Here is a 13,509-nt window from a genome sequence, read left to right as displayed (position 1 = left end):
GATGGAAAGGAAGAGCGTCACGGCGTGGCCCGCCTGTCACATCCGCCCATGGGCTGCCTTCATCCGGCGCACCCATCCGGGGCCGGAGGCGGGGGATCCGTTGCCGGCCTGCCCGCGGGCGCGGTCAGTATCGTGTCGCACCGAAGAAATTCTCCGGGATGTCGAGAAGCGCATGGCGGCCCGTCCGCTCCAGCATGATGTCGGTCGCCTTCTGCGCCTCGTCGAGCACCTTGGCCTGATCGGCGGTCGCGACCTCCCGGCCGCGCATCAGAACCTTCCCGTTCACGATGACCGTGTCCACATCGGCGCCGTTGGCGAAATAGGCCACGCGGAAGGGGATCATGTTGTGCGGGAAAAGATGCGGCTTGGCGAGGTCGATGGCGATCACGTCGGCCTTCTTGCCGACATCCAGCGAGCCGATCTCGTCCTCCATTCCAAGCGCCCGCGCGGAGTCGATCGTGACCATCTCCAGCGCCTTGCCCGGCGGCAAGACATGCGTGTCGCGGAAGTGGCGGCGGTGGTAGTGCATGCAGTGCTGCACATGGCGGAGCATGTCGCCGGAGCGGTCCGGGGCCGTCGCATCCGAGCCGATCCCGACCGTCACGCCCGCATCCATCAGCTCGATCGCCCGGCACCGGCCGAAGACCGAGGCGTTGGACGAGGTGTTATGCGCGATCTTCAGGTCGTATTCGGCGCAGATCTCGATTTCTTCGTCGGTGAAGTCGGTGGCGTGGGACAGGAGCATCTCGGGGCCGAGGATGTCCATGTTCTCCTTGGCGAACTTGACCGTTCCGGTCTGGTGCCCGTCCTGCGTGAAGACGAGGCCATGCTCCCGCGCGATCCGGCTTCCGGCCTGTGCCTGGCGGATCATCTCCGCCACTTCGTCCTTCGAGGCATGGTCCAGGTGCTCGCCGCGCAGGGTGGGGGTGATCATGCAGATATTGAGCCGCCCGCCCTCGGTGCCGTGATAGGCTTTGATGAGCGTCTCGCAGGTCGCCATCTGGTCCTCAAAGCTTACGGTCAGCTCCTTCGGTGTGCCGCTTTCCCAGTTGGCATAGGTCCAGGGATAGGTGGCCCGGCAGGATCCGACGGCCATCACCACGCGCGTGCCCAATTGCCGGATCGCGTCGAGATGGGCCTCGCCATAGATCGGCTCATCGGTCCGCATGACGGTGTCGCCGCCGCCCAGCAGGGAGACGCCGCAAGTCACCCCGGCCTTGAGCCGCTCCAGCCCGGCCAGCATCGCCTCGGAATGCCAGAAATGCGTGTCGGAGGCGGTGGTATAGACCTCGCCGCAGGTCTCGAACCACGCTTTACCGTTGCCGCCGCCCATCGTCTTGATCAGCCCGTGGCCGGCATGGGCATGCACGTCGATGAGGCCGGGCATCACCGCCATGCGTGTGCCGTCGATCACGGTCTCGGCGGGATGGGCGGGCGCGATCTCGGAGGTCGGGCCCACGGCGACGATGCGGTCCTTCTCGATCGCGACCGAGCCCTGGTCGATCACACGGCGCTCCTTGTCCATCGTGATCACGGTGGCGTTGTCGATGCGAATGTCGGCCATGCGTTGTCCTATCAGGTTGAGGTGGGTCCGGTCGGATCAGGACGCGGGTTGGAGTTCGGGCAGGTGCGGGAGGTATGACAGCAACGCGCGGGTGTAATCGGCGCGCGGCGACTCGAACACCGCTTCGGTCGCACCGAGTTCGACCAGCGATCCCCGGTGCAACACGCCGACGCGGTCGCACATCTGGCGCACGACCGGCAGATCGTGGGTGATGAACAGCATCGACAAGCCCAGATCGTCCCGCAGATCCTTCAGCAGGTTCAGGATCTGCGCCTGAATCGAGACGTCGAGCGCCGAGGTCGGTTCATCGCAGATCAGCAGGCTGGGCCGTCCGGCGAGGGCGCGCGCGATGGCGATGCGTTGGCGCTGGCCGCCCGAGAAGGCATGCGGCTTGCGCGTCATCACATCCGGTGGCAGTCCCACGCGCTCCAGCAGGGCGGGCACCAGACGCAGCGCCTCGGCCCGCGGCACCCCATGCATCGGCTCCATGATCGTATCGAGCACGGACATCCGCCGGTTCAGCGAGCTGAACGGGTCCTGAAACACCATCTGCATGCCGTCGCGATAACGGCGCAGCGCGCGGTCCGGCGTTGCGGCGGAGAACGGCTTGCCCAAAAGCCGGACCTCCCCCTGATCCGGCTTGAGCAACCCGGCGGCGATCTGCGCGAGCGTGGACTTGCCCGACCCGCTCTCGCCAACGAGGCCGAAGATCTCGCCGCGTCCGATCTCGAACGAGACGTCCTTGAGCGCGTGGACCGGCGTGCCGCGCTTGAGGAAACCGCGCGCGCCGAAGGTCTTGCCCAGCCCGGTCACGGCCAGGGGGACCGCCGCGGCATCCGTCTCGTTCGCGCGCAGCCACCGCTCCAGGCTCGGGTCGCTGACGACGGCGCCTGTATCGGGCAGGGCGAAGCGATCGATCTTGCGGTCGACGGGCGGGACGGCGGCGATCAGGGTCCGGCTATAGGGTGCGGTCGGCGCGGCCAGCAGTTGTCCCGTTGGGGCCGTTTCCACGGCCTTGCCGTGGCGCATCACAACGGCGCGATCGCTGATCGCGGCCACGGCCCCCATGTCATGGGTGATGAGCAGGCAGGCCATGCCCCGGTCCCGGCAGATGGAGCGGATCAGCTCCAGGATCTGCGCGCGCACCGACACGTCGAGCGCGGAGGTGGGCTCGTCCGCGATCACGAGGCGGGGGCGGCAGGCCAGGGCGAGGGCGATCACCACGCGCTGCCGCATCCCGCCCGAGAACTGGTGCGGATAGGCACGCACCCGCGTCTCCGGGTCGGCGATGCCCACCTCATCCAGCATCTCGACGGCGCGCCGCTTCGCCTCGGCCTGGGACAGGCCGAGATGGTGGCGCACCATGTGAACCAGCTGGCTTTCGACGGTGAAGAGCGGATTGAGCGCCGTTTGTGGATCCTGAAAGATCACGCTGATGTCGCGGCCCCGGACATGGGTGCGCTTGTAGTCGATCGGGACGCCATCCAGCGTCATCTCCGACGCGCGCCACTCCCCCGGCGGATCCACCAGATCCAGAAGCGCCGCCCCCACGGAGGACTTGCCTGCGCCGCTCTCGCCGACGATGGCGACGATCTCTCCGGGGACGGCGTCGATATCGATGCCGTCGACAGCGGCCGCGCCGCCATAGAGCACTTCCAGCCCCCGGATGCGCAGACGGTTATCCAAGGCGGGGATTGAGCGCATCGCGCAGCCAGTCGCCGAAGAGATTGACCGAGAGCACCAGCATCACGAGCGTCGCCGCCGGGAAAACGACCACCCACCAGACGCCGGAAAAGAGGTTCTCGTTGCCGATGCGGATCAGCGTGCCGAGCGAGGGCTGCGTCACCGGCATACCGACGCCGAGGAAAGACAGCGTGGCCTCCGCCAGCACGGCGAGGCCGAGATTGATCGTGGCGATCACGATGACCGGCGACAGGACGTTGGGCAGGATGTGCCGCCCCAGGATCCGCCCATTCGCCAGCCCCGAAATGCGGGCCGCCTTCACATAATCGAGCGAGGCCTCGACCATGGTCTGCCCCCGGACGGTGCGGGCGTATTGCGTCCATTCGTTGATCGCGATGGCCAGGATCAGCACGTAGATCGCATAGTCGCCCTGCCGCGCGTCGGGCAGGACTCCGCGCGCGATGCCGCTGACCAAGAGCGCGATCAGGATGGTCGGGAAACTCAGGATCACGTCGGCGAAGCGCATCAGCACCGCGTCGAGCCAGCCGCCCCGGAAGCCCGCGAGCAGCCCCAGAAGCGTGCCGATCCCAGCGGACAGTGCGACCGCCGCGAAGCCCACGATCAGCGACACGCGCATCCCGTAGAGGATCGCCGACAGCACGTCGCGGCCCTGCGTATCGGTTCCCAGGAGGAAGCGCGGATCGCCCCCTTCGGCCCAGACCGGCGGCAGCTCGCTATCCATCAGATTGAAGGTGCCCAGCGCGAACGGGTCATGCGGCGCGATCAGCGGCGCGAAACCCGCCGACAGGATCAGCAGCAGGGCCACGGCCGCCGAGATCATCGCCTTGGGCGAGGCGAGGAACTGCCCCATCAAACCGGCGGGCGCGGACGGGCTGGCCACGCCGCTCATCCCCGTACCCGCAAGCGCGGATCGACCAGCGCATAGGTGACGTCGACCGCCGCGTTGAGCGCGACGAAGACAAGCCCGACAAACATCAGATAGGCCGCCATGACGGGCACATCGACGAACTGCACCGCCTGGATGAAGAGCAGGCCCATGCCGGGCCATTGAAACACGCTCTCGGTGACGATGGCGAAGGCGATCAGCCCGCCGATCTGCATGCCGGTGATCGTTAGCACCGGCATCAGTGCGTTCTTGAGCGCGAGCCGGTAATGGATCGACCGATCCGGCAGGCCCCGCGCGCGAGCAAAGCGGATATAGTCGGATTGGAGGATCTCGATCATCTCGGCCCGGACGAGCCGCATGATCAGTGTCATCTGAAAGAGCGCGAGCGTCAGCGCGGGCAGGAAGATTGCCCGCCAGCCGCTGGCCGAGAGAAAGCCGGTGGACCACCATCCCAGATCGACGGTCTCGCCGCGCCCAAAGGACGGTAGCCATCGCAGGGTCACCGCGAAGAGCAGGATCAGCATGATCCCGGTCACGAATGTGGGCGTCGAGACCCCGACCAGGGACACGCCCTGCACGATATTCGAGAGCGCACCCCTGGGCCGAAGGGCGGTCACCACGCCCAGCGGAATCCCGATGGCGAGCGCGAGCACGGTCGCGGCAAAGACGAGCTCCAGCGTGGCGGGCAACCGCTCGGCGATCAGGTCGGAGACCGGGCGCTGGTTACGGTAGGAGATGCCGAAATCGCCTTGAACGGCGCGTCCGATGAAGGTCGCGAACTGCACGGGCACGGGATCGTTCAGCCCCAGCGACTCGCGTAGCGCCTCGCGCTCGGCCACGGTCGCGTCCTCGCGGCTCATGGACACGACCGGATCGCCGACGAAGCGGAACATCAGAAAGCTGAGCAGGCCCACCGTCAGAACGACGAGGAAGGCCTGCCCGAGGCGTCTTATCAGGAAGGGAAGCACTGACGTGCGATCAGTTCACGCGGTAGTGCCAAGCCCGGAAGTAGTTGTCGGGGAACTGGATGATCTCGACATTGTCCCGCGCGGCCCAGCTCAGGGGCTGCTGGTGGAGCGGGATGTAGGCGATCTCGTCTCGCGCGATCTGGATAGCTTCCTCGATCAGCGCGATCCGCTTGTCATTGTCGACCTCCGAGGCGGCCATGACGGTGATCTCGTCGACCCGCGGGTTGGAATAACCGTTGGGGTTGTTGCCGCCGTAATCGCCTTCCCGCGTAGCCAGCATCTGCGACAGCGGGCTGAACCCGTCCATCGCCGGCAAGGTGGCCCAGCCGATCATGTAGATATCCGTCTCACCGCGGTCGACCTTGGGGAAGTGATTGCTCCGGGTCTGGGCCGTCAGTTCGACATCGACCCCGATCCCGGCCCACATCGACGCGATCGCGAGGCAGATCTCCTCGTCGTTGATGTAGCGGTCGTTGGTGCAGTCGAGATTGGTGGCGAAGCCATCGGGATACCCGGCCTCGGCCAGCAGCGCCTTGGCGGCCTCCACGTCGTAGTCCGGCTTGACGTCGGTCTCCGCCTCATAGCCTGGGACCGGCGGCGCGATTATCGAGCCCGCGATGCGGGCCTTGCCGCGCATGACCCTGGAATTGATCGCTTCCATGTCGATGGCACGCCAGAGCGCCTCGCGCACACGGACGTCGCGCAGCGGGTTGGTGCCGCCGTTCGGCCCACCATGGAGCTCGTCGCGGGCTACGTTCAGACCGAACATGATGGTGCGCAGCGACGGGTTCTGAAGCGGGGTCACGCCTTCGGCCGCCTCCAGACGCTCGGTGTCCTGGAGCGGCGACGGGGTGATCACATCGACCTCGCCAGACAGCAGGGCCGAGACGCGCGTGGCGTCGGAATTGATCGGCAGGAACTCGATCCGCGTCAGGTTGTGGATGGGCGTATCCCACCAGTCGGGATTGGCGGTCAGGACCGTGCGCGCATCGGGCTGGCGGCTTTCCAGCATGAAGGGGCCGGTGCCGTTGGCGTGGTCGGAGGCATAGGTGACGACGCCGGTCGTGGTGTTGCCGGGCAGCGTCGCGTCATTCGCGACCAGCCATTCCTCGTCCATGATGAAGACGCCGGTCAGCTTGTTGATAAGCAGGGGATCGGGCGCGTTGAGCACGAGATCCACGGTGTAATCGTCGACGGCCTCGGCCCGTGCGACGCCGGCAAGGTTGCCGCGCGCACGCGCATCGGGATGCGTCAGGCGGGTGACGGAGGCGACCACATCGGCCGAGGTGAAGGGCGCTCCGTCATGGAACGTCACACCTTCGCGCAGGGTGAAGCGCACTCGGGTCGGTTCGATCACCTCCCAGGTCAGGGCAAGCGCCGGCTCGAACTTCAGTTCGGCGTCGCGGCGGACGAGCGGCTCGTAGATGTGGTGCAGGAAGGAGGACGTGCCGCTTTCGGTATGGGCATAGGGGTCGAGCGTCAGGATGTCGCCGACATTGGCCCAGCGGAGAGTCTCCGCGCTCGCTGCGCTGGTCAGCAACGCCGCGCACAGCGCCCCGGAGAAAATGGTGTTCGTTAGCTTCATCGCTGACCCCTCTCTTGATTGCCCCAACGTCGGGAGCGCCCCAACTTCCGAAAGGGACCCGATTCAACGCGTTGCGCAAAGCGATTTGTGTGCGGTCCGGTCTAGATAGGCCCCGGCTTCGCGTCGAAATCGCACATTTAATGGGCAAATCTCTCCAATTGGCATAAAATTTGTGCTCACGTGGCGATCCGATTGGGTTCCATCCATGGAATCGCGCGGGGGCGATCTAAATCTCCGCGCCCGCCTCGGCTGCCCCGTCTCCGGGATCGACCAGCTGGGAATGCGGGCTCCGAAGCGGTCGCGGGCTGCGTGCGCGACGCAGGTCCGGTGGCGTCCGACAGGTCCGTGGCCTCCTGCGCCCGAGCCGCGCAAGCCTTACCGGGCGTAACGCATCAGGTCGGCTGCTCGCTCCCGTCCGAGTTCGATCCGACAGGCATTGATCCCGATGCCCGTCCCCGACCCACCGCCGAAAGTGGCGCCGACATAGGCGCAATGGGCATCCCGATAGGCGGCCCAGGCCGCCTGCGATGCTTCGAGAGCCGGAACGGTCACCTCGCGGCCCGTCGCGGCGTCGAGCTCTTCCGCGGACCGCATCGCGAAATTCAGGTAGATCTGGATGCTCGCATCGACCCTTTGCAGTGTGTCGGCCACACAGGCCCCGATCTCGACCTGACTGCGTCCGCCGCACTCGGTCGCCGGATCGGAAAGGGCGGGGAGCGGCAGGCAGAAGGTCACGGCTAGAGTTGCGGCGATTGTCTTCATGGCGGTGTCTCGCGATGCTTCGATGATCCGCAATCGGCAGGAAGGCAGGAACGTCCGGCGCGCGGACCGAAAGGCCGATGCGATCTTGCCGAGTAGGCGCGCAAGCGCGACTGGAAGGAATGACCTAGATCAACTGCTGGCAGTCGCCGCGCGCTCTGACGAGGCGGCACGCCCTTTCGCGCCCTTTCGCGCCCTTTCGCGCCCGGTCGCCGACCGGTCTGGGGTCAGGGGCTTGGAGCAGAGGCGTGCTTCCAGGTGACGCGGGCACCGCGCGCGCCCACGGCTCGGAGGATCACGGTGCCGAGGTCAAGGCCACGGACTGGCCTTTCACCACCGCCTCCGCGAGATGCGCGGAGGCGGCCACGCCGTCGATCAGTTGCAGGCTGGTCCGCGCCGCGAGGACACTCATCAGCGGGGACATCCCGGCACAGCCCAGAAGCGCGCAGCCGGCGCCGTCTTCGCGCCGCGCGGCCTCGATCTCCGCCGCGATCCGGTCGATCGTCTCCGGCGCTCCCTTCTCGATGGTCAGGACCGGCAAGCCGGTGGCGCGGACCGAGGCGCAGAGGTCCCCAAAGCCATGCGCTTTGATGTTCCCGTCGATCACCGGGATCGACACGGGAAGCGACGTGATCACCGAGAAGCGCAGACCCAGCAATTGGGCCATGACATAGCTGGACTGACCGATGCCCAGGACCGGGCAGCCCGCCTGTTCGCGGGCCGCGTCCAGGCCGGTGTCGTCGAAGCAGGCGATGACGATGGCTTCGGCGCCTGCCTGCCGGGCGACCGGCAACAAGTCTAGCAGGCCGGGCACCGCCGCTGCGCCATCGGCCGGGCCTTCGATCGCGGCGGGTCCGCGCGTATTGGTCAGGCCGACGATCTCGGCCTCGGGCAGCGCGGCCCGCGCGGTCGCGACGATGCCATCGGTCATCGCCTCCGTGGCGTTGGGGTTGATATAGGCGATCTTCATACGCCTTTACCCGCATCCGATCCCAGCCGGGCCCGGCGCTTGCCCATGATCCAGACCCCCAGCAGGAACGCCGCGATGATGCCGAAGGAGAACAGGGTGGTCAGCGTCCCCAGGGCATAAATCACCGGCGTGGTGACGTTGGTCGTCATCCCGAAGATCTCCAGCGGCAGGGTGTTGTAGCTTCCTGCGGTCAGGAGGGTCCGGGCGAACTCGTCATAGCTGAGCGTGAAGCCGAACAGCGCCACGCCGATCAGCGACGGCGCGATGATCGGCAGAACCACGAAGCGGATCGTCTGCCAGGCCGTCGCGCCCTGGTCGCGCGCGGCCTCCTCGTAGCTTTTGTCGAAGCGGTTGAAGACGGCGAACATGATCAGCAGGCCGAAGGGCAGGGTCCAGGTGAGCTGCGAGCCGAAGCCCGAGGTCGCCCAATGCACCTTCAGGCCGAGCTGGTTGAAGATCAGCCCGACGCCCAACGAGATCAGGATCGACGGAATCACCAGCGAGGTGATGGCCGCGTAGAAGATCAGGCCCGACCCGACGAAACGCTTGCGGAAGGCCAGCCCCGCCATGACCGAGACGATCACCGTCGTGACCATCACCATCAGCCCCAAGGCGAAACTGCGGCGGAAGGCGCCCCAGATGTCGCCCACGGCCTGCTCCTGGAAGAGATCCCGGAACCAGTGCAGCGACACCCCGTTCATCGGGAAGGTCAGCCCGCCCTGCGGTCCCTGGAAGGAGAGAATGCCGATGGTCAGGATCGGGCCGTAGAGGAACAGCACGAAGAGCCCGAAAAAGGCGGCGAGCACGTAGAACGAGCGGGGGCGGCGGTCCATCCTAGAGCTCCTTGCGGATATTGACGAAGCGCAGAAGGATCGCGATCACGATCAGCACGGTGCCGAGCAGCACCACGGCGGTTGCGGCGGCCGACGGGTATTGCAACAGCCCGATATCGTTCGAAATCAACCGTCCGACATTGGCGCGCTGCGAGCCGGACATGAAGCGCACCGTAATGAAGTCGCCCATCACCAGCGTCACCACGAAAATCGTCCCGATCATGATGCCCGGCTTGGTCAGCGGCAGGATCACGTGGATCAGCGTCTGGAAGCCCGAAGCGCCGTTGTCCCGGGCGGCCTCCAGCAGGGATTTGTCGATGCGCATCATGGTGTTGAAGATCGGCACCACCATGAAGAGCGTGTAGAGATGCACGAAGGCCAGGATCACCGAGAAGTCGGAATAGAGGAGCCATTCGAGCGGCTCGTCGATCACCCCCCAGGAGATCAGCGTCTGATTGGCGATGCCGTTTCGGCCGAGGAACGGGATCCACGAGATCATGCGGATGATGTTCGAGGTCCAGAACGGGATCGTGCAGACCAGGAACAGCGCGATCTGCATCGTCAGGCTGCGGACGTGGAAGGCCAGGAAATAAGCGACGGTGAAGCCGATGGCGAGCGTCAGCGCCCAGGTGATGAAGGCGTATTTCAGCGTGGCCCAGAACACCCGGTAGGTGACGGGCGAGCCGAAGAGGAACTCGTAATTGTCGAATTGAAAGGCGGGATAGATCGAAAATTCCGTCGCGCCCCAGAAGCTGACGATCACGATCATCACGATGGGCGCGATCAGGAAGGCGAGCAGCACCAACGTCAGGGGCGCGGCTTCGAGCCAGCCCAGGACATGCCGGTTTTTCAACAGTCTCGACGCCATCGGATGTCCCAGCCTCTCTCAGGAGCGTTCAGGGAGCCTGGGGGGACGGACATCCCCCCAGGCGGTCGCGGGCCGCGCCGTAGCGCGGCGAGATCGCATCAGGCCGCGATGAACTCGTTCCACTTGCGGACCATGTACTGGTTCTCGTCCATGACGGCGTTCCAGCAGGCCACGGCGCCCATGCGGTCGTAGAAGGAGCCGCCGTCGCGCGTCTCGCCGGCCTGGGCCAGCGTGTCGCCGGTGGGCGATGTGATGACGTCCGTGGCTTCCTTGCCCTCGAACCAGTAGCCCCACTCGTTCTCGGTCATGAAGTTCTTCGACGTTTCCGGAACCGCCGAATAGTAGCCCTGGCGCATCAGATAGCCGCCGACCCAGCCGGACAGATACCAGTTGATGTATTCGTAGGCCGCATCGAGCTCCATGCCGCTGAGCGAGGAGGACAGGCCGATGCCGCCGCCCCAGGACCGGTAGCCTTCCTTGAGGGGCTGGTAGACGCAGGGAATGCCGCGGGATTTGACGGCGGTGATGGCGGGCGACCACATCGACTGGATCACCACCTCGCCCGAGGCCATCAGGTTCACGCTCTCGTCGAAGGTCTTCCAGAAGGCGCGGAACTGGCCGGCGCGCTTGGCTTCGGTGAAGATCGCCATGGTCTTGTCGATCTCTTCGCGGGTCATGTTGCCCTTGTCGCCATACTGGATTTCGCCCATCGCCTCGCAGACCATGGCCATGTCCATGATCCCGATCGAGGAGATGTCGAGGATCGAGGCCTTGCCGCGGAACTCGGGGTTGAGCAGCTCGGTCCAGGACTCGATCGGACGGCCGATCAGATCGGGGCGGATGCCCAGCGTGTCGGCGTTGTAGATCGTCGGGATCAGCGTCATCCAGCCGGTCTCTTCGCTGGCGAAGCTGGTGCCGCCGGGGCCCTCGACGAAGCCCACGGTGTGGGGCGCGGTGCCCTGGGCGATCTCGCTCTCGGGGGTCAGCTTGCCCGAGCGGAAGATGCCGACGATCTTGTCGTAATTGGCGATCTTCGACGTATCCATGGCCTGGAGGTTGCCGGTCGGCCAGACCTTCTTGCAGATCCAGTATTCGATATCGGCGATGTCGAAGCTGTCGGGCTGGGTCGCCGCGCGCTGGGTCACGCTGTCACTGTCGAGCGCGGTCATCTCCAACGTGAAGCCGAGATCCTCTTTCACCTTGTTGGCCACGTCGTTGAGGTTCGACACGCCCGTGCCGAACTGGCGCAGCACGATGTCCTTGGTATCCTGGGCCCAGATCATGGGCGCGGGCAGGGCTGTTGCGGCAAGCGCCGCGCCGCCGGTCTTGAGCAATGAGCGGCGGGAATAGCCGACCTTGGGTTTCGCGAGTATTGCCATGCTGGTGATCCTCTCCTGCTGGTTTTGTTGTGGTGGGGGGTGCGGCCGGTTCGCCGGGGTGGCCTCTCAGGCCTCGAGGCGGTGCAACCGGCTGTCGTCCCAGCTCAGCTTGACCGCCTCGCCGGGGGATTTCGGGGATTGGAAGAAATGCTCTTCGGGCAGCAGCGCGAGAACCTCGTCGCCGCTCTCCGTCCGCGAGGTCACCGCGACGGACGCGCCCTGATACTCGACCGCCGTGATCGTCGCCGGGAGGCCGTCCTCGGCCAGCCTCACCGCGTCCGCGCGGACCGTCGCCTTGCCGGAGGGCAGCGCGATCACGTTATGGCCGCCGATGAAGCGCGCCACGAATTCGGTGCGCGGAGTGGCCCAGACCTCGCGCGCGGGGCCGGCCTGTTCGATCACCGCGTTGTTCATCACCACGATCTCGTCGGCGAGGGCCAGGGCTTCGTCCTGGCCATGGGTGACATGGATGAACGTGATCCCAAGCTCGCGTTGCAGCTTTTTCAACTCGCTGCGCATTCGGATGCGCAGGAACGGGTCGAGCGCCGATAGCGGTTCGTCCAGCAGCAGGACCTTGGGCTCGGTCACCAGCGCGCGGGCCAGCGCGACACGCTGCTGCTGCCCGCCCGAAAGCTGCGCCGGCAGTCGGTCCGCCAGATGGGTCATGTCCACGAGGGCGAGCAGTTCATCGGCCCGGGCATGGCGCGCGGCCTTGTCCACGCCCTTCATGCGCAGGGAAAAGGCCACGTTGTCGCGCACCGAGAGATGCGGAAACAGCGCGTAGTTCTGGAACATCATCGCCGTGCCGCGCCGCGCCGGGGGCAGGTCCGATACGTCCTGGCCGTCCAGCACGATCGACCCTTCGCTGACCTCCTCATGTCCGGCGATCATCCGTAGGGTCGAGGATTTGCCGCAGCCCGACGGCCCAAGGAGGCAGACATAGCTGCCCTTGACGAACAAGTGGTTCAGATCCCGCACCGCGACCGTGTCACCATACCGCTTGGTCAGGTGAACCAACTCCAGGTCGTATCCCGTTCGCATCGGTGCCCCCATGCCGTTTCTCGTCTCCATCTGAGGGCGTTCGCGGGCGTAGCGGCAGCGTTTTCGGCGGTGCGGCGGGCCGAATACTTGCTTTGCCCCAATATTGGGCGGATGGGCCCCGGGCGCGCACAATGTATTACACAAATTTGTATGCAATTCTGTCCCAGGCCATCCCTCCGGCGCGTCACACTTGTTCCTCAAGAACGAAATCGGCGAAGGTCCATGGGGCCCCAGGATGCGATGCGGATGCGATGAACAAGATCGAGAACAGAGCTTGGACCAGCGACACGGTCGCCGCCGATCTCGAACGCGCAATTCATGAGCACCGGTTGCCCCCGGGCACCAAACTGGGCGAGGACGAACTCGGGGAGGCCTATGGAATCAGCCGCACCCTCGTGCGCGCCGCGCTCCTGGCGCTTTCGCATCGCCATCTGGTCGAACTGAAGCGGAATCGCGGGGCCTTCGTCGCCCAGCCCTCGGCGCTTGAGGCGCGGGAGGTGTTCGAGGCACGCGCCTTGCTCGAGCCGCGCACCGCCCGCTCCGCTGCGGTGCGGATGACCGAGGCGGATCTGGCCGTGCTCACGGCCAATATCGAGGAGGAACACGCCGCTCTGGATGGGGGGGACAATGGCCGGGCCTTGCTTCTCTCCGGTCAGTTCCACCTGGAGATCGCGCGCATCGCGAACCAGGCGACGATCGCGAATTTCATCTCCGAGCTCATCGCGCGCTCGTCGCTCATCATCGCGCTCTATTGGCGGCGGCGCGCGGCGCTCTGCGAGACGCAGGCCCATCACGCGCTGCTCGATGCCTTTACCCGGCAGGACGGCGACGCCGCGGAGGAATTGATGAAGAACCATCTCCTGGATCTCGTGGCCTCGCTGGACCTGCGCAACGTCATCCAACCCCCGGCCTCCCTGCGCGAGGCGCTGAAACGCTGACCGGGGCGGGCCTT

12 protein-coding genes are annotated in these 13,509 nt (G+C 65.9%); 1 reads left to right on the top strand and 11 read right to left on the bottom strand.

What is annotated here, in order from left to right:
* Nucleotides 1-124 precede the first annotated feature (124 nt).
* From DTQ71_RS00130 to DTQ71_RS00080, 11 genes are all read right to left on the bottom strand, one after another.
* Entirely contained in the window at nt 125-1,564 is a 1,440-nt protein-coding gene (locus DTQ71_RS00130; protein ID WP_109562269.1) for an amidohydrolase family protein, read from the bottom strand.
* Between the two features lie 36 nt (nt 1,565-1,600).
* On the bottom strand, nt 1,601-3,268 hold the full coding sequence (locus DTQ71_RS00125) for a dipeptide ABC transporter ATP-binding protein (RefSeq protein ID WP_109562268.1): 1,668 nt from the start codon (nt 3,266-3,268) through the stop codon (nt 1,601-1,603).
* Nucleotides 3,243-4,157, bottom strand: a complete 915-nt coding sequence (locus DTQ71_RS00120; RefSeq protein ID WP_109562267.1) for an ABC transporter permease — start codon at nt 4,155-4,157, stop codon at nt 3,243-3,245. The genes DTQ71_RS00125 and DTQ71_RS00120 overlap by 26 nt, the downstream gene beginning before the upstream one ends.
* Nucleotides 4,154-5,122, bottom strand: coding sequence for an ABC transporter permease (locus DTQ71_RS00115; RefSeq protein ID WP_109562266.1), 969 nt, complete (start codon nt 5,120-5,122; stop codon nt 4,154-4,156). The genes DTQ71_RS00120 and DTQ71_RS00115 overlap by 4 nt, the downstream gene beginning before the upstream one ends.
* Nucleotides 5,123-5,132: 10 nt before the next feature.
* The gene (locus DTQ71_RS00110) at nt 5,133-6,707 is read right to left on the bottom strand and encodes an ABC transporter substrate-binding protein (RefSeq protein WP_109562265.1); all 1,575 of its coding nucleotides are present in this window, start codon (nt 6,705-6,707) and stop codon (nt 5,133-5,135) included.
* 375 nt (nt 6,708-7,082) lie between these two features.
* Entirely contained in the window at nt 7,083-7,469 is a 387-nt protein-coding gene (locus tag DTQ71_RS00105) for a lysozyme inhibitor LprI family protein (protein ID WP_109562264.1), read from the bottom strand.
* Nucleotides 7,470-7,761: 292 nt separating this feature from the next.
* A complete protein-coding gene (locus tag DTQ71_RS00100) occupies nt 7,762-8,436 on the bottom strand; it encodes an aspartate/glutamate racemase family protein (protein ID WP_109562263.1) in 675 nt (224 codons plus the stop codon).
* Complete coding sequence (locus tag DTQ71_RS00095; protein WP_109562262.1) at nt 8,433-9,269, bottom strand: ABC transporter permease; 837 nt, start codon at nt 9,267-9,269, stop codon at nt 8,433-8,435. The genes DTQ71_RS00100 and DTQ71_RS00095 overlap by 4 nt, the downstream gene beginning before the upstream one ends.
* 1 nt (nt 9,270) lies before the next feature.
* Entirely contained in the window at nt 9,271-10,137 is an 867-nt protein-coding gene (locus DTQ71_RS00090) for an ABC transporter permease (protein WP_109562261.1), read from the bottom strand.
* Between the two features lie 98 nt (nt 10,138-10,235).
* Entirely contained in the window at nt 10,236-11,516 is a 1,281-nt protein-coding gene (locus tag DTQ71_RS00085; RefSeq protein ID WP_109562260.1) for an ABC transporter substrate-binding protein, read from the bottom strand.
* Nucleotides 11,517-11,582: 66 nt separating this feature from the next.
* Nucleotides 11,583-12,557, bottom strand: coding sequence for an ABC transporter ATP-binding protein (locus DTQ71_RS00080; protein ID WP_109563089.1), 975 nt, complete (start codon nt 12,555-12,557; stop codon nt 11,583-11,585).
* 251 nt (nt 12,558-12,808) lie between these two features.
* On the opposite strand from DTQ71_RS00080, the gene DTQ71_RS00075 reads away from it, so the two are divergent.
* Entirely contained in the window at nt 12,809-13,495 is a 687-nt protein-coding gene (locus DTQ71_RS00075; RefSeq protein ID WP_109562259.1) for a GntR family transcriptional regulator, read from the top strand.
* Nucleotides 13,496-13,509: the final 14 nt, after the last annotated feature.

The sequence above is a fragment of the Jannaschia seohaensis genome, from assembly GCF_900116765.1.
Taxonomy (GTDB): Bacteria; Pseudomonadota; Alphaproteobacteria; order Rhodobacterales; family Rhodobacteraceae; genus Jannaschia; species Jannaschia seohaensis.
The sequence above is the reverse complement of the archived record's forward strand: the minus strand, read 5'-3'. Positions and strand labels throughout refer to the sequence as shown.